General features: G+C 52.4%; 17 protein-coding genes. 2 read left to right on the plus strand and 15 right to left on the minus strand.

Going from position 1 to position 20,816, the window contains the following annotated elements:
- Positions 1-4: 4 nt before the first annotated feature.
- The 13 genes from pseI to cysQ form a co-directional block, all read right to left on the minus strand.
- Positions 5-1,057, minus strand: coding sequence for a pseudaminic acid synthase (gene pseI, locus RG807_RS13685; RefSeq protein ID WP_309045383.1), 1,053 nt, complete (start codon positions 1,055-1,057; stop codon positions 5-7).
- Complete coding sequence (gene pseH, locus RG807_RS13690) at positions 1,050-1,574, minus strand: UDP-4-amino-4,6-dideoxy-N-acetyl-beta-L-altrosamine N-acetyltransferase (RefSeq protein WP_309045384.1); 525 nt, start codon at positions 1,572-1,574, stop codon at positions 1,050-1,052. The genes pseI and pseH overlap by 8 nt, the downstream gene beginning before the upstream one ends.
- Positions 1,571-2,680: a UDP-2,4-diacetamido-2,4,6-trideoxy-beta-L-altropyranose hydrolase gene (gene pseG, locus RG807_RS13695; RefSeq protein WP_309045385.1), complete on the minus strand. Its 1,110-nt coding sequence runs from the start codon at positions 2,678-2,680 to the stop codon at positions 1,571-1,573. Before pseG ends, pseH begins: the two co-directional genes overlap by 4 nt.
- A complete protein-coding gene (locus RG807_RS13700; RefSeq protein ID WP_309045386.1) occupies positions 2,671-3,471 on the minus strand; it encodes an SDR family NAD(P)-dependent oxidoreductase in 801 nt (266 codons plus the stop codon). Before RG807_RS13700 ends, pseG begins: the two co-directional genes overlap by 10 nt.
- A complete protein-coding gene (locus RG807_RS13705; protein ID WP_309045387.1) occupies positions 3,464-5,098 on the minus strand; it encodes an aldo/keto reductase in 1,635 nt (544 codons plus the stop codon). The genes RG807_RS13700 and RG807_RS13705 overlap by 8 nt, the downstream gene beginning before the upstream one ends.
- A complete protein-coding gene (gene pseC / locus RG807_RS13710; RefSeq protein WP_309045388.1) occupies positions 5,095-6,252 on the minus strand; it encodes a UDP-4-amino-4,6-dideoxy-N-acetyl-beta-L-altrosamine transaminase in 1,158 nt (385 codons plus the stop codon). The genes RG807_RS13705 and pseC overlap by 4 nt, the downstream gene beginning before the upstream one ends.
- 2 nt (positions 6,253-6,254) lie before the next feature.
- Positions 6,255-7,253, minus strand: coding sequence for a UDP-N-acetylglucosamine 4,6-dehydratase (inverting) (gene pseB, locus RG807_RS13715; protein WP_309045389.1), 999 nt, complete (start codon positions 7,251-7,253; stop codon positions 6,255-6,257).
- A 1-nt stretch (position 7,254) separates the two neighbouring features.
- Positions 7,255-8,214 (minus strand): Wzz/FepE/Etk N-terminal domain-containing protein, encoded by a 960-nt coding sequence (locus RG807_RS13720; protein WP_309045390.1) that lies wholly within the window; start codon positions 8,212-8,214, stop codon positions 7,255-7,257.
- Positions 8,214-10,715 (minus strand): SLBB domain-containing protein, encoded by a 2,502-nt coding sequence (locus RG807_RS13725; RefSeq protein ID WP_309045391.1) that lies wholly within the window; start codon positions 10,713-10,715, stop codon positions 8,214-8,216. The genes RG807_RS13720 and RG807_RS13725 overlap by 1 nt, the downstream gene beginning before the upstream one ends.
- 60 nt (positions 10,716-10,775) lie before the next feature.
- On the minus strand, positions 10,776-12,266 hold the full coding sequence (locus tag RG807_RS13730; RefSeq protein ID WP_309045392.1) for a capsule assembly Wzi family protein: 1,491 nt from the start codon (positions 12,264-12,266) through the stop codon (positions 10,776-10,778).
- A 156-nt stretch (positions 12,267-12,422) separates the two neighbouring features.
- Entirely contained in the window at positions 12,423-13,208 is a 786-nt protein-coding gene (locus RG807_RS13735; protein ID WP_309045393.1) for a Wzz/FepE/Etk N-terminal domain-containing protein, read from the minus strand.
- 134 nt (positions 13,209-13,342) lie between these two features.
- Positions 13,343-13,822, minus strand: a complete 480-nt coding sequence (gene rfaH / locus RG807_RS13740) for a transcription/translation regulatory transformer protein RfaH (protein WP_309045394.1) — start codon at positions 13,820-13,822, stop codon at positions 13,343-13,345.
- Positions 13,819-14,595: a 3'(2'),5'-bisphosphate nucleotidase CysQ gene (gene cysQ, locus RG807_RS13745; protein ID WP_309045395.1), complete on the minus strand. Its 777-nt coding sequence runs from the start codon at positions 14,593-14,595 to the stop codon at positions 13,819-13,821. Before cysQ ends, rfaH begins: the two co-directional genes overlap by 4 nt.
- A gap of 161 nt (positions 14,596-14,756) precedes the next feature.
- On the opposite strand from cysQ, the gene RG807_RS13750 reads away from it, so the two are divergent.
- Together RG807_RS13750 and RG807_RS13755 are read left to right on the plus strand one after the other, a co-directional pair.
- Positions 14,757-16,118 carry an MBL fold metallo-hydrolase gene (locus RG807_RS13750; protein ID WP_309045396.1) on the plus strand — a complete coding sequence of 454 codons (1,362 nt, stop codon included), beginning with the start codon at positions 14,757-14,759 and terminating at the stop codon, positions 16,116-16,118.
- The gene (locus tag RG807_RS13755) at positions 16,115-18,316 is read left to right on the plus strand and encodes a mechanosensitive ion channel family protein (RefSeq protein WP_309045397.1); all 2,202 of its coding nucleotides are present in this window, start codon (positions 16,115-16,117) and stop codon (positions 18,314-18,316) included. The genes RG807_RS13750 and RG807_RS13755 overlap by 4 nt, the downstream gene beginning before the upstream one ends.
- A gap of 197 nt (positions 18,317-18,513) precedes the next feature.
- Here RG807_RS13755 and RG807_RS13760 read toward each other — a convergent pair whose 3' ends face one another.
- Both RG807_RS13760 and RG807_RS13765 read right to left on the minus strand, forming a co-directional pair.
- Positions 18,514-18,951 (minus strand): pilin, encoded by a 438-nt coding sequence (locus tag RG807_RS13760; RefSeq protein ID WP_309045398.1) that lies wholly within the window; start codon positions 18,949-18,951, stop codon positions 18,514-18,516.
- 73 nt (positions 18,952-19,024) lie between these two features.
- Positions 19,025-20,809, minus strand: coding sequence for a PglL family O-oligosaccharyltransferase (locus RG807_RS13765; protein WP_309045399.1), 1,785 nt, complete (start codon positions 20,807-20,809; stop codon positions 19,025-19,027).
- Positions 20,810-20,816: the final 7 nt, after the last annotated feature.

Below are 20,816 nucleotides of genomic sequence, written 5' to 3' on the forward strand. Positions count from 1 at the left end.
ATAATCATTCCAGTAGGTCCCACGTTACGGCTGTCCCAAAACTCACGTTTTTTTTCACGACTCGGTTTACCACCTCGTCAAAAAATTTTGGAGCTAACCCAAAGCCTGGTCGAACGCTGCGAATTGAACTAGGCGTAACAACATCGCCAGCACATAAATTCTCTACAAAATATAATGAACGCCGAAACTTGACATTTCCTTGCTCACTCGACTTTCGACCATAATTAATTTCACCCACCGCTGACCAAGCTGTTTTGCTGTCACGACATAAAGCCGTTAACTCTGCGGGCTCGAGCGAAAAACTATCATCCGGACCACCACCATTACGATCTAAGGTAAAGTGCTTTTCAATGATCGATGCACCAAGAACCACGCTGGCAATAGCTGTCGTATTATCCAAGGTGTGATCAGACAAACCTGTCACCAGCCCATATCGATTTATCATGTCTGGGATAGTTCGCAGATTATAGTCCTCGGCTGGTGCTGGATAACCACTTACACAATGCAGAATAGCAAGTTCATTACAGCCACCATCTCTTGCAGCTTCTATAGCGTCTTGAATCTCCTCTGCATCAGCCATGCCTGTTGAAATAATCATAGGTTTGCCGGTACTGGCGACATATTTTATTAGGGGTAAATCAACTGCCTCGAAAGAGGCTATCTTATAGGCTGGTGCATTTAGGTTTTCCAATAGATCAACTGCAGTTCTATCAAAGGGGGAACTAAAAATCGGGATCCCCAATTTTCTGGCGTGATCGAATAGGGGCTTATGCCATTCCCACGGCATGTGAGCTTCTTCATACAGCTCATAGAGTGTGCGGCCATCCCATAGACCACCCTTGATTTTGAAGTCTTCTTTGTCTGAATCTAGGGTAATAGTGTCGGGAAGATAGGTCTGAAGTTTTACTGCATCCGCCCCAGCCCTGGCGGCCTTTTCAATTATTTTCAATGCCGTTTCCAGTTGGCCGTTATGGTTCGCGGAGAGTTCGGCAATGATATAAGGCGACTGATTGCGGGAAATTTCCCGGCCGGCGATTACAATTTTCGGTTCATTCATTACTCAATCCTTTAACCTTTGTTTGCCACTCATGTATCAGCAGACCAAAACACACAACATCATGAAATTCGTTTCCGTCAAAGTGCTGGTCTCGCAGGTGCCCTTCTTTCAAAAACCCAAGCGCCTTATGAAAAGCTATCGAGCGTTCGTTGAAGCCAAGTGCCTGTCCGCACACCTTGTGTAGACCTAGTTTCCCAAAGGCATATGCCAAGGCCTGATTGCCCAGTAATCGACCCGTACCTTTCGGGGCATCTGGAGCCAGGTAGAATCCCCAGTCTGCCACTTCCGGGCATCGCGTGCGGGTGATATTCACAAACCCCATCCCTTGGTCCTCGCGCTCATAAATCAGAAGATCTATCGCTGGGTTGGTGCTGGCTCCTGCAAACCACTTACGGTGCTCACCGAGCTTGATCTCGTGAGTGGTGTACATATAGCGGCGAACCTCCGGGTGATTGCGCCAGTGCAAAACCCGCTCAAGATCCGCTTCGTTCATGGGCCGAAGCCTGTCGGCTGTCATTGCGCTCTCCCGGTGAATGACACCATGGATTGCACAACGCCCGCGGCCCCCTTCCCATCCGTTATCCCTGCCGCGGCATTGCTCATGCGCTGTAGGCAGTCCAATTCACCAGCCTTGGCCAACTCCGAAGGCAAAGCCGCCTGAACCGTTTTGGGGTCGGTGATCGTTAACGCAGCACCGGATGCTTCCAGAGCCCTGGCCCCTGCGAACTGGTTTTCCGCCTGAACCACCAGCACTGCAGGGAGCCCCAGACAACAACGCTCCCAGGAAGTGCCTCCAGCTGCTCCAATGGACAGATCTGCTAGAGACATTCGCTCTGCCATATCACTTACGTTCACGCTCACCGTTGTCTTGAAAGGTAGCCGAGCAGCCTGTTGTCTAACTTCTTCCAGATAGGGGGCAGCTGCACCCATGACGATATCCAAGTGAGTATCCTTTGGCAGTTCCGTGGCCGCTAGAGCCTCCAGAACTTGTCCGGTCACGTTCGTTCGATCCACGCCTCCCAAGGAGATCAGGATGCGTTTCAGTTCAGGCTGCGCCCGGCGCTTCAGGCTGCACTCCCGTTGTGCGGCGAATTCTGGGCGTAACAGAGCGTATTCCGACCCAATCAATCGTTGACAGTCTTCAGGCACCCGCCCGTCGTAATCCGATGGTTTGCGCCCCAGGTTCTGATCCAACAGCACTGCACATTCATGGTTCCGATCCGCTAGATCATCAATCACCATAATTTGGCCAACCACCTTGGCCAGCTGCTGCTCCCAGCGGGCATTCAGAGCGTAGTGATCGACCACCAACCAGTCGGCTTTCAAGGGCGCTAGAGCTTCAACGGTCTGTGCCGCATCCTCCTGCCAAGGTGCGCCCAGCCAGTCGGCGTAGGTATTGGTATCCTTTACTGATAATTCCCGCACAGCGCTGCTAGCAACTGGCAGCAGGGTGAGCTCGTACCCTTTGCTTGCAATCAACTCACCTAAGTGACCTCGATGCTCACGGCAAATAAACTGGCATTCGTGCCCTTGCCTAGTCAGTTCATCCGCCAGTGTCAGGCATCGCATAAGGTGGCCGGTGCCAATCTGGACGGAGGCATCGGCGCGGAAGGCTACCAGCACGTCCAGCCTCCATCCACGACGAGATTTGCTCCGTTCATGAAGCTAGATGCATCCGAAATCAAAAAAGACAAAGGGCCTTGAAGCTCTTCAGCCTGCCCAACTCTACTCATGGGCACCTTGGCAGCCAGAGTCCGCACAAACTCCGGACTTGACGCCTGTACATCCTTCGAGGGAAACGGGCCGGGAGAAATGGCGTTGACCCGGATACCTTCGCAACCAAACTCACAGGCGGCATAGCGCGTCCACTGCAATAACGCCGCCTTAGCGGCACCATAGAACGGAGGGTTAGATACGCTTTTATTCGCGTAAACTCTCTGATCTGGACTCACGATGCCATACATAGACCCAACATTTACCACTGATGCATGGCCGCACGATTGAACCGCTGCCCGCAAGCCTGAGAGCGATTCTTGAAGTAACCGATGGGCAGACACCAACGAGATTTCGTAGCTGTCCCGATAATCGTTTTCGGTCGCTGTCTCAATAGAGCCAGCCCCGCCTGCGTAGGCATTGTTAACCAAGCCGTGTAAAGGTGATTCACCATATCCCGCAAACCACTTACGGACGGCCGCACTATCGTTGAGGTCAAAAACGGCAGGCATAGCAGCAAGCCCTGCACTTTTTAACTCTTCTACTAGTTGTTCCACTCTCTCAGCATTCCGGCCATTAACCAGAACGGTGGCACCTAGCTGCGCCAGGCCAAGAACCATGGTACGCCCTAAATACCCCGTCGCACCTGTGACCAGTACATGTTTGTTCACAAGCGAAAATTGCTGCGGCAGCTTAGTCATCGGCCTGACTCCACGTTGCGGGGTTAAGTGTCTCTTCCGAAACTCGAGGCCGGTCTTCAATCACACTATTTAACTGACTTTCAGTCCAACAATCGGCAACAACATTCAGGAGATTGGCATTCAGTTGCTCCACTGTATCCACTCCAATCACAACCCCGTCTATCCATTGCTGCGAAAGTGCAAACTGCAGACACAAAGCGGCCAAGTCACCATTCGTATACTGTCTAGCAAGCTCTCTAAGCCAGCCGATCACTTGGAGCGCGTTTGAACACTTTGCCCTCCGCCACAATCCTTCCTGATCGGTGGTTAATAACCCCTGCAATAATGCACTACGGGCATGAATGACTACAGGCCGCTCCTTACGCACCAAAGCAACTTTATCGATTACGGCATCCCAGCGATAATCAAGAATATTGAAGGGCAATTGGATGAACGACACACCCTCGAAATCAAGAGCCTCTAACACCTCCTCTGGCGACTGCACAGAAACACCAAGTTTGCAAATCACGCCACGCTGTTTGAGTTTACCTAGCGAATCCCAAACAACTCCTCTCCACGCTGTCAGATGATCAGCGCGATGAAGCATTAACACATCCAGCTTGGATACATTCAGGGCATGGCAGGACTGAAAAACACTGCGTTCTGCAAACACTCTTGCTACGTCCGGGCTAGCATCAGCGGGACAGTCATCCAACGGCGAAAGTTTTGTGATCACGGTAGCTCTGGAAGACCACCCTCCGGCCAGTGCTTTGCCCAGAACCTGCTCACTATCACCGTACGCTCGCGCTGTGTCGAGATACTGGACACCGTTTGTAATGGCCATGCGAACCAGATGATTAGCCAGTGCCTGTTCAGGGCGCCCCGCTGTATTGGCAATCCCATAGGGCAGCCCGAGCTGAGCTGTACCCAGCACCAGCCGCGTTGCTGGCACATTCGTCACCACATTCCCTTTTGATATTTCTTCCAGTTGCGCTATAAGCGACATGAGCGGAAGATCTTTCGGGCTCTTCGAGCCAACAAATAACCCGGCGACCAATAAATAATCATCCAGTGTATCGACAGTACAGCGATAGTGCGCCATACCTATGTTCCGGTACTTTTCGAAATAATTACGTCCGTATTTGGCTATAATCCAAGGCGTTACATGCTCGCGATCAAAAAATGATTTCGTCTCACGATGAGCCTCTCGAAGGTAACCCACTCGAGTAACTTCAGCGCTGACACCGTATGGCAGGCCAGAAGTCTCTCCGCCGCAGCAAAGGTATGCCACATTGCGAGTTTCAAAGTCCTTTATCATCGAATCAATGAAACCACCATCGGGAAAAACGTTATCCCCTGTTAATCGCACAACAACCTGTTGGTCAGCTTCTCCCTCTAGAGCATCCACACAACGCTTAAGTGTGTTCTCCAGGTCTCCGCGATAACAACCTACCCTCCAACGCTCCAACTCATTGCACAACAGATCATCTGAAGACTCGCGAGAGGTCACTACGACAACCTGGTGGCCGGTATTTCCTGCGCGAAGTGCGGCCAGAACCACCATGGGGACGCCCGCTATAGGCAACAACACTTTACCTGGAAGTCGGGAGGAGTTGGTTCTTGCTTGGAGTAATACAGCGGCCTTCATGCCAGAGCTGTCTCCAGTGCCCGTACCACCTCAACCTGCTGTTCATTCGTCAACCCCTGAAACATCGGCAAACTGAACGCCTCACGATAATAGGCCATGGCTTCCGGAAAATCGTCCGCCACAAAACCCATCGCCTGATAATACGGCTGAGTATGCACGGGGATGTAGTGCAGATTGACACCAATACCCTGCTCACGAAGGGACTCGAACACTTGGCGGTGTGACTTGCTAATTTTATCGAGTTGTAGGCGAATCACATACAGATGCAAGCCGGAGTAGCTGTCAGAGTTCTGCAAGGGCGTTATAACCGGCAGATTCGCCAGCAACTGATCATAACGCTGAGCTAGTTCATGGCGGCGAGCGACAAAGGCATCCAACCGTTCCATCTGGCTCACGCCAAGAGCGGCTTGTAGCTCAGTCATTCGGTAGTTGTACCCTAAATCCACCTGCTGGTAATACCAGGGACCATCCGGCTCATGGGTCATCAGACTCTGGTCGCGAGTGACCCCGTGACTGCGCAGCAGATCCATGCGGGCAGCCAAGTCGGCATCGTTGGTCAGCGCCATGCCACCCTCTGCCGTGGTTACGATTTTGACCGGGTGGAAGCTGAACACCGTAATATCGCTGTAACGTCCGTTACCGATAAACTCACCCTTGTACTTACCCCCTATGGCGTGGGCGGCGTCCTCGATGATGCGAAAACCATAGCTCCGGCCAAGCTCATGGATAGCTTCCATGTCACAGGGCTGGCCACACAGATGAACAGCTACCAGCACCTTTGGCAACGTGCCTTTCTGTTGGGCTCGCTCCAGCTTGGCCGCTAAAGCCTTTGGACACAGGTTGTAGGTATGTGGATCAATGTCCACAAAATCCACTTTGGCCCCGCAGTACAGTCCGCAGTTTGCAGAGGCTACGAAAGTAACCGGTGTGGTCCACAGCAAGTCGCCCTCACCCAACCCCAAGGCCAGGCAAGCAATGTGCAGCGCCGAGGTGGCGCTGTTCACCGCCAGGGCATGCTTTGCACCCACATGGGTGGCCACCGTCTTTTCAAACTTGGGAACCATCGGCCCCTGGGTCAAATAATTGGACTGGAGCACACTAACGACGGCATCAATATCCGCCTGGCTGATGTCCTGTTTGCCGTAGGGAATCATGATTAAATCTTTCCAATGTCGCTGTAGTTGCGCTCAATCCAGCTTTGTAACTCTGTGTCTACCATCCACTCAGCGTTGTTGTCGCTGGCGTACACGAAGCCCTCCTCCACCTTTTTACCGTCTTTAATACGGCTGGGGCATTTCCCCCAGTCATTGATGTTTGGGAGTATTTTAAAGTGCTCAGGGTATTCGTAAGTAAAGTAGGAGTCTTCTGCACCGATCATTTGTTCGTGCAATTTTTCACCGGGACGAATCCCGATCACTTCTTGTCTGGCTTCCGGAGCGACTACCCGGGCCAGGTCGGTCATTTTCATGGAAGGAATTTTCTTTACGTAAATTTCCCCGCCTACCATGTCTTCAAAGGCGTGCCATACCAGCTCAACGCCCTCTTCCAACGAGATCATGAAACGGGTCATGCGCTCATCAGTGATGGGCAAAACACCTTTATCTTTAATGGACATAAAGAAAGGTATCACGGAACCTCGGGAGCCCATGACGTTGCCATAGCGCACCACAGAGAACCTCGTGTTATGGCCACCGGCGTAGGAGTTACCAGCAACAAACAGCTTGTCCGATGCCAGCTTAGTCGCACCGTACAGATTAATGGGGCTGCTGGCTTTATCAGTTGAAAGGGCAACAACACCCTTGATGCCCTTATCAATGCAGGCATCGATCAAATTCATTGCGCCATGAATGTTAGTCTTGACACATTCAAAAGGGTTGTACTCGGCGGTAGGAACGATTTTTGTGGCCGCAGCATGTACCACGTAATCCACACCGTCCAAGGCCCGGTACAAGCGGTCTTTATCGCGTACGTCACCGATGAAGAAGCGGAGGCGATCATCGCCTTGAAACAACTTGGCCATTTCCCACTGTTTCATCTCATCCCGGGAGAAGATGATGATTTTTTTGGGGTTGTATTTTTCCAGAGTCATGGGGATGAATTTGTGGCCGAAGGATCCGGTGCCGCCAGTGATTAAGATAGTTGAGTTTCTGAGCACTTTAAATTCCCTTAGATTGATTCGATTTAATAAACGCCCGCACAAACACTACAAAAGTTCCCAACATCCCCCCCAACATCGCCGCAAGCACCATGATCAGCGCACGCTTGGGCTCGCTCTTTTCCTGAGGCACCACCGCAGGGTCTATCGTTTTGAATACATATTCGCTTTGGGCGTTCGCCAGCATCACGGTTCGGGTTTCACTTTCAATCAACTGATAGAACACCTGCTGCATCCCAGCAACGTTGGTTTCGCGCAGTTTGTTCTCAAGGTACGCAATACGAGTCTCTGCTTCAGCTACGTCTTGCTCGCGCATGTGCTCGTTGATGTCGCGGACTAACTTTGCAGCCCAGTCTTTGGCGGCGGGTGGGGCCAGGTTTTTCACGCTTAAGGTGATCATACCGCTGTCTTTGTTTTCAGAGAGACTCAGGTGCTCTTCTTTAAACTTTTTCACCATGTCCCAGTCTGTGGGCTTCTGACTTTCACCGTTCTTGTCTTTAAGCCATTGGCTGGTTTCGGGGTTATAAATTTCCCGGTCAACAATCCACTCCTCACTCTGCTCATCCCAGCCTTTTGCTGCGATAAGCGGCACTGCGAGGTTGTGACGGTGAATGAAACCTGCGATGAAAGCGCGGGACTGCAATACTTCTTTGGCGACGATGGTAGGGTTGGCCCCGCCTCCACCGCCCAGGCTGATGCCCGCGAGGCTGGCCAAGCCGCCAAGCTGGCCACGCAGGCCGCTAGCGCCACCCTCATCCTGTGCCGGGGCTAGCAAAACGTTGGCCTGGTAGATATTGGGCTTGGACAGAGCATAGGCTGCGCCCGCTGCCGCGAAGACAATAGTGAACAAAAGGATAACCCACTTGCCACGCCACAGGGTCGCAAAGAGTTCGCGCAGGTCAATCTCGTCATCCGGGTAGTGGGGCTGCTCAGCCATTTGGTTAGTCGTGGGCTGATTCATCAAAGATTCCCCACCGCTGCCGCACCAAGCGCCATCTGGTAAACGATCTGGCTTACGTTGGTCCAGAGTTCCAGCTGGTTCAGCCGGTCCACATCGATGGGCATTATGATGGTGTCGCCGGGGTGTAGTTGCTGGCTCCGACCACCGAACCAAGCACTTTTTTCAGGCAACATCACTGATCCATCGGCTTTAACCACGTAAACACGGCTATCATCAGCTTGGCGGGTTGGGCCGCCAGAGCGTTCGAGGTAGTCATCGACGGTGAGGCTAGGTTCATGCAGGTGGCTTGTAGGAAATTGCACTTCGCCGAAGACTGATACCGCTTGCGGGATGGTTGGTACGGTAAGCGCATCGCCGTCTTGCAGGCGGATAGACTGATACTTATCATCGCTAAGCACAGAAGCCAAGTCGATGACCATGCGGCCAACCGGTCGGCTGTTTTGAACGTCCTCCAATAGCCCTTCAACCTGCTTCACACGATCGGCATTTTGCCCGCCGAAATTATCGCCTTTGAGCTGAACTCCCAGTAGGTCCCCCTGCAGCCGCTCTTCAGCTTCCCTCAGGCGCCGGGCTTCCAGCTGCCGGAGCTTCTCGCGGGTGAATACCGCGCCTCTCGGGAAGGCGTTGTCAGTGAGACCGCCCGCTCGTATAAGGACATCCTTCAGGGTTTCTCCATCGCGGTAGGTGTACTGGCCGGGATACCGCACTTCCCCGCTGAGGGTGACAGTTCTGGTTTGAGCAAACTGGGGGATAGACTTAATCAAAATGGTATCGCGGCTGTGCAGCTTGAGAATACTCTTGCCAGCCATGGCTTCAGCCAGATCCAGGTTGATGATTTGAGTTTGGCCAATGCCGTTTTCATCGGTGGTATAACGGGCCACTTCTGCCTGCTGCAGGGAGGCCGCGTCTTTCAAGCCGCCGGCTACAAAGATGGCATCTGCCACGCTGCGGGTAGCGGGTAATGGGTATTCACCCGGGTAACGTACCGGGCCACTGATGCGAATGGTTTGCTGGGGCGCGCCGGGTTTAGCTTGGGCTTTCAGGCGCTGAAGTACAGGTGCGAACAGGCTTTCACGAGTGTAATTTTCATCGTCCTCTCTGCTTTCTCCACCATTAACCTTGCCAGCATCGGAGAACACGAGGATTGTGTCTTTTTCTTCCAGCTGCAGGTCGTATTCACTGCCAGGCTGAGTGATGGCTTCGCGGAGGCGCAGATTCAGTACCGATACCGCGTCGGTGTTTGGATTAGTGCGTACGATGGCAGCGTAGCGCTTGTCGGCTGCTGGCACTAGGTCGGCGTCCAGATCCTTAATGATGGAGCTCACTCGCATGCCCGGAACCCAAGCGAATTTTCCTGCTCTGGTGGCGGCACCGCGGATTTCCACGTATTGGCCGGTGATGTCGGAAATCGAAGGGATAGTGATGGTGTCCCCCGCCTGCACTTGGGCATTGCGGCCCTGAGGCTGGGTGTAATCGGCTTCGGCAATCACCCGCAGGAAGTCGCTATTGGTACGTATGATGTTGACACGCTGAGGGTAAGCCTGCGGGGTAAGGCCGCCCGCAATCTGCACCAGTTCTGCCAGCCGGCTTTCATTTTTTAGCTCATATAACGCGGGGCGGTACACTTCGCCACCTATACCCACGCGCTTGCCGACTGGTGGAATAAAGATCACGTCGCCAGGCTGTATGCGCTTATCGGCGCTGCTGTCGCCTTTGAGCAGGAGGTCGTATAGGTCTAGCGTGCCCACCAATTTGCCATTGCGCTTGTGCTGTATGTTACGCAATGAACCGGTGGTTCGAATACCACCAGACACGAACAAGGCGTTGGTAAGGGTAGAGAGGGAGCTAACCGTGTAGGAACCAGGATTACGAGCTTCACCAAGCACAAACACCCGCACGCTGCGCAGTTCGCCCAAGGAGACACTGGCCTGCACACCTATGTACTGCTCCGTTACCTTGTTGCGGATTTGTTCCCGGGCTTCGTTGAAGCTGAGGCCCGCCACGCTCAGAGGCCCTGAATCCGGGAAGCTGATGCTGCCATCGCGACTCACCGGCAGTTCCAGGTTGCGGTTTTCTTTACCCCAGAGCTGAACCCGCAGTACATCACCGGGGCCCAGGGTGTATTCAGAGGGCACAGGAATTTCAGTCACCGGTGCGAAGGTGGTGGGACTGCCTGCGAAGAGATCGTAGCCGTAGGGTTTCAGGCCGCCATTTTTTTTGCTCTCTTCAGTTTCAGCCTGCTTTTCTGGTTTGCTTTCGGTTTCATCCGCTTGCTGGTTGCGAATAGGTTCAATTACCTGCACCGGCTGGGGCCGCTGGTTCGTGCTTTGCCCGCCACTACCCAGTGCAGACAAATCGACCCCATATTGGCTGGCCAAGGCTTCTTGCTCGGCCTTGGGTAGAGATTTGAATTGCTCGATCTGTGCCGGCGTTATGGATTGCGCCAGAGCTGGTATGGGGAGCAGGAAAGTTAAAGAAAGCAGTAGATTCTTTAGATTCACGGTTTAAGGATCCAGTTTATTACTTAAATTAGTTAGTTCTGGGGCGGCTTCGGCCAGGAACTAGAAGCGATAACGCCAACTGGCCCCTACAGACCATTGGCCAGACTCGTTTTCTGCAGGATTAACCAGTGCAAGTTTTCTATCGGCGTACTGGGCACTCACATCCAGCCAGCCACTTAATGCCTGGGTACCGTAACCGATTTTGGCGATGACTTGTTCCGCGTTCTCAGCAGGCACCATTAATTTGATTCGCTCATCGACAACGGGCGTTCTGCTTACACCGTCTTTATTGAATTCTACAACGCTCACGCTGGCTGTAAGGTTTCGGCCGTCATCGAAAAAGTGGAAGCCACCCAGGGTAATGGCCTCTGCATCGCCACTGAAGCTAGCCCCCATGGTGCGACCGTAGTAGCGGTAACCGCTGTGATAACGGGAATGGTCGTAGGTAATGTTGGGCATGGCATCACCGAGGAAGTCGTCAGCTAGAGTGTTAGCGTACTCAACAAACCACTGTTGCTCGCCGTTGAGCAGCTGGCTTGTCCAGTCGGTACCGAATAGCCAGGATTTCCGCGCCGGGAATGCGCCAGCTTCATCTTCTCCCATCATTTGGGCGTACAGGCCCATTGACTGCTTACCAATTGCGAACCCATAACGCGCATCTACGCTAGCAAGCTGATTGCCTGGGTCGTCTTCTTCCAGCTGGCCGTTATCTCTGCCGATCAACGCATTCCATAGAGTGGAGCCGTTTTCAGGCCTGCCTTGCCCGCCAAGCATAATCGCCCGAGAGAACCCAAGCTCTAACCCATCCAGCGGGCGCAGATTCAAGCGCATACCGATCAACTTCGCCTCGGGAATTGCGCGTTCGTGCTCGTACTGCCCTGCAAGCAATGTGAACTGCCAAGGGCCAATCCAACTCAACCATTTACTTTCAGGTGCAGAGGCATCTTTGCGATTCAACCATACGGAGGGCATGGGCCGAGCGTTGCTGGATAGGATAAGGCTGGATTGCCAGCCTGGACCCCACCAACGATCAATCGCGCCCGCACCAAATACCCAGTTACCTGCAGTTGCCGCAAGGTAGGAGCCGTCAAGGCGGGCCTCTTCATTATCGTCAGGATTGTGAGCATAGGCCGGGCTCAGGCCAAATGCCCAATTCTGCCCCTGCCACTGCAGGGTCAGTTTGGCCTCAGCCTCTGCCATTGGCCCGCGTTCGAACCCTTGAACAATAGCGACTTCATTGGTGCCAGACACTTCAAACTCAGCCCGAAATCCTGGTTTAGCTTGCTGAACACGCTCAAATTCAAGATAGCTGCGAGCCAACCCGGTTTCAGAAGCAGGCTGTTTGCCGGCTTCATCCAACCCATTGCTTATGGACCCCCACATGATGGGCCAACTGGTAACCGGCCTGTCGAGCTGCCCCCTGTCCGCCAGTTTTTGCACGGCATAACGCGCTCGCACATCTCCGGCCTCTAGCCATGGCGCTGCTGTCGCTATATTGCTGCTCAAGCACGCTACCGCCCCACCGACCAGGGCCCAGTGTTTTAAGGTCATAGATATAAATTGCCAGCAATGACGGAGAGACAACCAAGAGGGGAAGATACGCTCCCAACTGCATCCCTGTCAGTGTGTGAATGTTCCATGTCTGAAGCGTGGCGATTTTACGCCATCACATGAGACAAACAAGTGCCAAAAGGTCTGACACCGAAACTAACTGTGCTCCCCACCCTCATTCGCCAGCTGCTTTTTAACTGAAGCGGCGAACTCACTCATAAAGGCAGAGAAGATACCCAGCATGCCACCTAGCAATATCGCCAAAACGATAACCAGGCTTTGTTTTGGGGCAGTGCTTTCAGCACTTTGTCGGCTGATAACAAGCGCCTCAACGCCTTGGAGACTTTTAAGCTTACCTTCAAGCGTTGACTGCCGCTCTATTGCGCCAGCAATCGCTTCACCCGCTCCCGCCTGCCCCATCAAGGCTTCAACGGCGCTCTCCAAAGACGACATTTGGCGCTCCAGGCTCAACTGCTCCCTCTTAACCAGCTTCGCCTGATGCGCGCGTACGCCGTTAATCAGTGAATTGTGCACTGAGCTAACCGCTTTGCCCTCAGATTCTGAGGCGGCTGTGGTGAGCCGAACGAGGCCGGTATTCTCGGGATTGCTGAATGACACCTGAAAAGGCAGCTCTTTATCATGCTCTGCACGGTAAGTTGCTTGCACCTCCGGTAACCAACGACTTTCAAGTGTTGCGATGGTAGCTTCTGGTGACTGGAAAAACGCTTCGCCGTCTTTTTGAGCAACTTGAATAAGACTGATATGCTCGTATTTATTCGGTGCCAGTAGCGCGTACGCAAGGCCTGCGAGCACAGTAGAAACAAAGACAACGTAAAACACCCGGCGTCGGCGGATGAGGGTTGCAACAAGATCAACCAGGCTTATTTCGTCAGAGTATTCTGGCTGCTGATCGCCGGGAACGCGGTGTTGTGTATCGCTCATTCAGTTTCGGTCCGGAATATGTTGCCTGAGATGGGCGCAGAACACTGTACTAAGCCCAATTACTCTTGTTAGTGCGCCACACTCTACAGATTGCGGCGAGTATTTTCCGTTACCGGGCGTTAAGACTTCGGGGTTTAGGGCCTTATCACAGAAACCGGCACCTTCACCCTCTGCTGCTTCTGCATAAAGCTGATCAGCACAATAGCCCGCTCTGCCCCATCATACGCCTGAAAAACCGCATTAATACCTTCAAACGGCCCTTCGCCCAACTGAACCGCCTCTCCACACTTTAGCCCACCCTGCTGAACTACGGAGCCCAGGCTGTCTTTGATGTGCTGTATCACGCCGTCCGCGATAGCGGCAGGTTTGTTAGCAAAACTCACAATTCGCAGCACCCCACGGGTGGATCGCAGTTTTGCCCAGGCAGGGTCTGTTTGTTCCAGATTTATAAACAGGTAGCCGGGAAACAACGGCTCCAGCTTTTGGGTACGCTTTCCGGCTTTGATTTTCTCAACCTGTACTTTCGGGTAGAAGCAGGCAATATCCTGATTTTGCAGGTGCGCCAGTGCCCGATCGCCCTGTGCAGGCTTGTGTTGAAGTGCGTACCAAGTCATGGGCGCGGAATATACCAGCTTCCCGCCGCAATGAAATACGGGTTAAGCACATCCTCCTTGCCATACCGCACAGGCTTGCCGTCTATGGTGTTCACACTGCCTCCTGCGGCAATCAGTACGGCATGGGCTGCCGCCGTGTCCCACTCGCTGGTGAGCCCCATACGTGGGTAGAGATCGGCGTGGCCTTCGGCGATTCGGCAAAACTTGAGGGAGCTGCCCGCCTGAAGTGTTTTGTGGGGGCCAAGCGCTCTTATGAAATCACGGGTCTCATCATTCATGTGGTTTTTGCTGGCGACGACCCGAATGATGTCGGGCAACTCGGCCACTCTGATGCGATGCTCCCGGCCTGTTCGGTCTCGCTTATAAGCGCCCTCACCCTTTATTCCCCAAAACGCCTCTTTTAACGCGGGAGCGGTGACAACGCCCAACACCGGCTCACCATCCTCAATCAGCGCAATGTTCACCGTAAACTCGCCCGTACGCTGGGTGAATTCTTTGGTGCCGTCAATGGGGTCTACCAACCAGAACCGGCGCCATTGCTTTCGCTCCTCCCAAGGAGCTTGGGCACCCTCTTCCGAGAGAACAGGAATATCCTGTCTGATGTTACGCAGGCCTTTTACGATGATTTCATGGCTGGCGACATCCGCGGCGGTGATGGGCGATTCGTCTTCCTTATAGCTCACTTTGAAATCAGATTGATAAATGTGGAGCACTCTCGTGCTGGCCTCATCGGCCACCCTGATCACTTCCGGGAGTATTGAGCTGTATTCCATAGCCGGCATCCTGCTTCGCTAATAATCATGCGGTATAGGCGAATAGTAGCAAATATTGGCCGCCGGCCGTATGCGGGCTTTTCTGTAGGCGCGCTTTCAGGCAGTCTTGAGGGATCTGTTTCAGGCGCACTTCAGCCTGGCTACCCAGAAGGAGTTCTATTGTGAAACTTCGCTTCCTCGGCGGTACCGGTACGGTAACGGGTTCGCGCTATCTGTTATCCGACGATAAACATCGCGTTTTGATTGATTGCGGCATGTACCAGGGGGTTAAAACCCTTCGCAGGAGGAATTGGGCGAAGTTTCCGGTGGAACCAAGCACTATCGATGCCGTAGTGCTCACCCACGCTCACATCGACCACTCAGGCTACCTGCCCGCGCTGGTTAAACATGGCTTTAAGGGCAAGGTTTACTGCACTCAGGGCACCCACGACTTGTGCAAAGTGCTGCTTCCAGATGCGGGTTACCTGCAAGAAGAAGATGCCAAGTACGCCTTTCGAAAAAAATTCTCGAGGCACGAAAACCCTGAACCACTTTTTACAGTGAAGGATGCCCGGGAAGCGCTGAAGCACTTCGAGCCCTTCCACTACCACGAGACGTTTGAGCCTGTGAAGGGCTTCGAAGTAACCTTCACACCTGCTGGGCACATTCTAGGCTCAGCCTGTGTGCACGTTCATCACAAGGCCCATGACCGCACCGTAGTATTTAGCGGTGATGTGGGCCGGCAGAATGACCCGATCATGCGCCCACCGGAGCCCATCAAGAAAGCCAACGTGCTTGTGGTTGAATCAACCTATGGCGACAGACTGCACGAGGACACAGACCCGGAGACCGAGCTGGCTGAGATTATCACTCGCACCGCAGGCCGTGGCGGCATCGTACTGATTCCGTCGTTTGCCGTTGGCCGGGCGCAGTTGCTGCTCTATGTGATTCACAAAATAATGAGATACGGGCGCATTCCCAAGCTGCCGGTATTTCTCAACAGCCCTATGGCCATCAAAGCCACAGAGATTTTTTGCAAACATCACAAAGAGCACAAGCTGAGCGCCAGCCAATGCGAGATGATTGATAGTCACACCGAGTTCGTTCGCACGGTTGATGAATCCATCAAGCTGGATTCTGTGCGCTACCCCTGCATTATTGTGTCTGCCAGCGGCATGGCCAGCGGTGGCCGGGTGCTTCATCACCTGAAAACCCTGCTGCCAAATTACAGGAATAGCGTTGTATTTGCGGGCTTTCAGGCAGCCGGAACCCGAGGTGACAGGCTGGTTGCCGGCGTGGAATCAGTAAAAATTCACGGTGAGTACTGGCCAATAAAGGCCGAGATCCACAACATGGGCTCCCTCTCAGCCCATGGCGACTACAATGAACTCCTGCAGTGGCTTGAGCAGGGCGCGCTTGAACCTGAGAAAGTGTATGTTACCCACGGTCAGATGTTAGCCAGCGACATTATGCGCAAGCGCATCAGTGAAAAGTTCGGCTGGGATGCCGAGGTACCCGATTTGTTTGAAGAGGTAGAGATTTGAGGTTAACCGCGTTCTTTTTTGGTTTTATCTTGCTGTTTACTGCTGTGGGCGCGACCCAGGCGCAACCCTTCACGCTCCCCGGCATTCCCGGGTTCTCGGGGCAGCCAGATAAAGAAGAAGCCTCAGCTGAAGAACTTGAAGCCTCTATTGAGGTAGCCATTCAGGCTCTGGAAGACGACGAGAGCAGAAAGGCACTGGTGGAACAACTCAAAGTCATCCAGCAGGGATTGCAGGCAGAATCTTCGCAAGCGGGGAATAGAACCTCTGGCGGGGAGGGTTTGTTAGGCGCTCTTGCTGTGTTTTTTGATGATGCAACCAACGCTGACAGCACAGCAGAAACTCCGCTCACAATCTGGAAAACACATTTCCGTAATGCCTACAGCGCAGCAAAAAAACTACTGACCGGTGCTTCTTACCGAGTTCTAGCAGAAATCACTGCCGGCCTCATCGCATGGATGGCCGCGCTATGGGGCCTGTCGCGCCTGCTTAGCATGTTTTTCTCATGGCGCGCATGGCCTCTCCAAATGCCAAGGCACCCCCGGCCCTGGATGCTGATCGCCCATTTTTCAAGGCGCATTTTACCCTGGCTACTCACCTTTACCGCGCTACTGGCGGGGCTGCCCACATTCGGCATGTCGGATGACGCCCAAACCACCATACTTATTCTGGCCTATGCAGGCTTGAGTGCCCGCGGGCTGACCTCACTTTTCGATGTGATGATTTCCATTTTTTCCAGTGGCCACCGCCTTGCCGCCGTTATGATTCTGCGCCGGCGAATGCTCTTACCGCTGTTTATCATCGGCGTGCTATTTGCCCTAGAGGATGCGTTAAGTACAACCGAGCTGACCGACCAACTCGGGACAGAGCTCGCCAGTGCACTTGCGCTGGTATTCAGCGTTATTGCCGCCCTGCTCAGCTTCTTCCTGATTGTTCGAAACCGCAGGCCGGTCACCCATCTGATTCGAAACCGACCTTACAAACAACGTAAAGACCAAGGCGTAGGGCGTGAAGTCACCGCTCTGCTCGCCAGGCTTTGGCACATACCTATGCTGGTTGCCATCAGCGCCTCAGTAGTCGCGGTGTTTGTGAATGGCGGGGAAGCGGATGCTGCCTTGGGCAAAGCCATGATCTGCGCCTTGCTACTGGCACTAACGCTTGCTCTGCAAGGACTGATCGGCATTCAAGAAAACCGACCCAAGCACCAAGCCCTCAGCACCTTCAGCCGCAGGCTGGTGCGTTTTGGCTACAACCTGATTCAGGCGGCTGCCTGGCTGTTATTCTTCGAGCTAATCCTGCAAATCTGGGGGCTGTCCTTGTTCAGTCTTGGAGGAAAGCCGTCGGTGAGCACGGGCGTGGCTGGGAGCTTGCTTGGCGTGACCTTTATTTTGCTTGCGGCAAAGCTGACCTGGATTTTTGTAGACGAGCTACTCGAAAGAGCCATGCGCGGAGGCGACCGCAACAAGCGCATCAACCCGGCCAGAGCCCAGACCATCCTCCCTATTGCCCGGAACACCCTGCTGATCACAATTCTGGTCATCACTACCTTAGTGAGTCTTTCCACTCTCGGAGTTGATGTAACCCCCTTGCTCGCCGGTGCCGGCATCATCGGCCTGGCCGTCGGCTTTGGTGCGCAAACACTGGTTCAGGATTTGATCACCGGCTTGTTTATTGTGGTTGAGGATTCCATGTCGGTTGGGGATTTTGTGCAGATCAACGGCTTCATGGGAACGGTAGAGGGTTTCAACTTGCGCACGGTGCGCCTGCGAGACCTTGAAGGGGTTGTACACCACATTACCTTCAGCAAAATCAGCTCCATTCACAACATGTCGCGACAGTTTGGGATCGCGCTGCTCAAAATCCGCATTCCCCGGGAACTGCCTATTGATGATGCAATTCTACTGATGACAGAAACCGCTGAGGAACTTCGCACACTGCCGGATATGCGCTGGCTGATTTGGTCGCCTCTTGAGATGCAGGGGATTCATGCTTTTGAGGAAGGTTGCCCGGTGCTAAGGATGCGAATGCGGACTAAGCCAGAGTATCAGTGGGATGTTTCGAGGGCATTTAATCTGCTACTGAAGCGGAAGATGGAAGAGCGGTATATTGATGTTGCGGCGCCGCGGATTAGTGTGAGTATGGAAGGGGAAGGTGGGAGTAGGTCGGCGTATGTGGAGAAGCACAGCCCGGTAGACGTGTGATTGGGTTTGACTGCCTGCGATTCGCTGCCAGCCAACTTGAACACGCAATCATCGATCAAATTTACTTCACCATTGAACCCGTTCCCGAGACTATAAATTAGGAGCACCGCTCAACGATCGACTAAACTCTAAAAAAAAGCCGGAGCCTCGTGAATTTCGACAAGCTTTGTGGCGGTTCCCAAGGATCTTAGATGAACTTACAGCCTGCACCCAGACGGCAAATAAGATGACTTCCAAGTAGCTGCCGCACTCTTGTCGAATACACACTCCCAGACTCCAGACGAACTGCGCTCGAATCTAACGATCAAACCTGCCAAGTTTGGGTGCGCTTTGCCACCCATAATCACTTGCAGCCAACCAGAACCATCACTGTTAAGTGCTGCAATATCGGAAACTTGGCTGCCTGTGGTGAGATTGGAAGGCGTGTACCCGATGTCGCGATTTGTCACCCCCCCATTTGAACCTGCACGCTCTTCAAACGGAGTTTTGTAAGCTGACAGCTCACCAACTGCACGATCTATCTGAGTTTTCACAATGTAGCCTTGGTATATGGGAATAGTGGTTGCAGTAAGAATCCCAATAACCACAACAACAATCATCAACTCTACAAGGGTAAAACCGGTGCTATTTCTCATTACAGATGCCAACATATAGTGTTTTGCTAAAACCATTTAATGTAAACATTTCCAACTCAAAAACACGATCAACTTATAAGCTCAATGCCGGCGCTCCCAGCCAACTCCCAACCCCTAAAAATATACACTTATAATAAACGTCCGAATCCAAACTAGTTTGGTCAGAATAATAATCAAGCTCCTTCTGTAGAGGCTCTATTGTAATTGGATACAACTTAATCATATGAGTTATAGCTAAACACGCCTCTTCATACTGGCCGGTTGCTGCCAGAAGAGAGGACTTCCTCAGCACAAACAATGGCTCAGGCCTCCAATCAGCCAACTTTCGCATTTGTGCAAGAGCATTGCTCATGCCGGAAATTGGTGGTTGAAACTTAAGAATCAACACAGAAGCTGCTTTATCTCCAATAATAGAGCTTCTTCTGACATCATCCAGCGCAAACCGATCATTTGAATCAGGGTTTTGCTTGTACATGATACCGATCACCGTTAAAGCGTCCCGACCTACATACCCTCCCAGCGGCAGGAAAACGATCAAACACAAAACAACAATTCCTCTCTTCACCTTAAAATCAGAGAATTTAATTAGAAAACTTTTATCTAGTAAAGAAACTGAAATTACAAACACAGAAAGAAATGGAAGGGACCAAAGCGAGAACTCTACTAGACTGTGAAGACCAAGCACCCCAATAATCGACACAAGAAAACTATTAGTCACGGACATCTCAGCTCTAAAAACCATTCTTGCAATATAGAGGCAACACGCAAGAATGAACAACATCCCCACAACTCCAAACTCAATAAAGAAATTAATAAATATATTATGAGCATTATTCCAGATAGCACCATTACCCTGCAGATGCTTCTTCACCGCCACTTCATTGCTAAATACACCATAACGGCCAGCGCCATAGCCGACCCAAAACTCATTGGAAGTGACGTTAATGCTCTGAACCTTACGCCATTCGGCCACCCGCCCTGATGAGCCAACCATCTCTCTCTGCTTATACATCGTTTCGGCGCTGACACGATTGACGTACCCAGTATCGATTAAATGCTTGGAAACCAAATTATCGAACACCGGCGCCCCCCATATCGCCCCCAGAAATAGACAGAACGATATTAACAAAGAGGGCCAAAACCGTTGCTGCAACCGAGCATTGCCATTATTGGAGTCGGAGCAAAACTTAAAGCAGTGCGCACCCCACACCAGAAAAACCGCAAACATAACAACAAACCAAGTTCTGCTGCCCGTCAGCGTGCCGCAGTAGATTAAAAATAATAAAGCGCCGTAATACCAACTCCCTTTAATTAAAGATGTCTGATATTTTAAGAATACCAAAGCACTAAAACCTATCGCTAACAAAACAGCTGTGAGATTTGGCTGGCCAAGCGAGCCCAACAACCTATCCCCATCTTCAGCGATAAGCGGAATTACATGCCTTAGGACACCATAATATCGAAGAAGGCCAACTAGGCCGCACAACATTGAAGCCAGCAGCAAAAATGAAGCGAATCGTCCTACAACGAACTCTTTTCCATAAATCGACCTTAACTCCGCTGCTGATAATGAAATCCAGCCGCAGGCCAGCAAAACAACCAAGTAGCTATTGTAAGAAATAGAAATAGAGGGGCTCGTAAAATGATAGCTTCCCAAAAGGCCAAGAAGCCCCAACGGAAGAAATACGAAAATTCTAGGACAGTAAACCACCTCACTTCTTTTCGAAAACAAATAAGAAAAAAGCAATAACGCGGCACCAACCGTCACGCCCCCTCTAGCAAAATCCTGGAAAGGATAAAGCCCAATAGGAAAAACAAATGCCAAAAGCCAAAGTAGGAGTGCACTATAGATCATCATCGGCTTC

The sequence above is a fragment of the Marinobacter sediminicola genome (genome assembly GCF_031157525.1).
GTDB classification, from domain to species: Bacteria; Pseudomonadota; Gammaproteobacteria; order Pseudomonadales; family Oleiphilaceae; genus Marinobacter; species Marinobacter sediminicola.

What these genes read in the sequence shown, in the direction of transcription:
- pseC (WP_309045388.1), bottom strand. Translation starts at nt 6,252, where the DNA reads ATGATTCCCTACGGCAAACAGGACATCAGCCAGGCGGATATTGATGCC.
- pseI (WP_309045383.1), bottom strand. Translation starts at nt 1,057, where the DNA reads ATGAATGAACCGAAAATTGTAATCGCCGGCCGGGAAATTTCCCGCAAT.
- pseH (WP_309045384.1), bottom strand. Translation starts at nt 1,574, where the DNA reads ATGACAGCCGACAGGCTTCGGCCCATGAACGAAGCGGATCTTGAGCGG.
- RG807_RS13765 (WP_309045399.1), bottom strand. Translation starts at nt 20,809, where the DNA reads ATGATGATCTATAGTGCACTCCTACTTTGGCTTTTGGCATTTGTTTTT.
- rfaH (WP_309045394.1), bottom strand. Translation starts at nt 13,822, where the DNA reads ATGACTTGGTACGCACTTCAACACAAGCCTGCACAGGGCGATCGGGCA.
- RG807_RS13705 (WP_309045387.1), bottom strand. Translation starts at nt 5,098, where the DNA reads ATGAAGGCCGCTGTATTACTCCAAGCAAGAACCAACTCCTCCCGACTT.
- RG807_RS13730 (WP_309045392.1), bottom strand. Translation starts at nt 12,266, where the DNA reads ATGACCTTAAAACACTGGGCCCTGGTCGGTGGGGCGGTAGCGTGCTTG.
- cysQ (WP_309045395.1), bottom strand. Translation starts at nt 14,595, where the DNA reads ATGGAATACAGCTCAATACTCCCGGAAGTGATCAGGGTGGCCGATGAG.
- RG807_RS13760 (WP_309045398.1), bottom strand. Translation starts at nt 18,951, where the DNA reads ATGAGAAATAGCACCGGTTTTACCCTTGTAGAGTTGATGATTGTTGTT.
- RG807_RS13735 (WP_309045393.1), bottom strand. Translation starts at nt 13,208, where the DNA reads ATGAGCGATACACAACACCGCGTTCCCGGCGATCAGCAGCCAGAATAC.
- RG807_RS13700 (WP_309045386.1), bottom strand. Translation starts at nt 3,471, where the DNA reads ATGACTAAGCTGCCGCAGCAATTTTCGCTTGTGAACAAACATGTACTG.
- RG807_RS13720 (WP_309045390.1), bottom strand. Translation starts at nt 8,214, where the DNA reads ATGAATCAGCCCACGACTAACCAAATGGCTGAGCAGCCCCACTACCCG.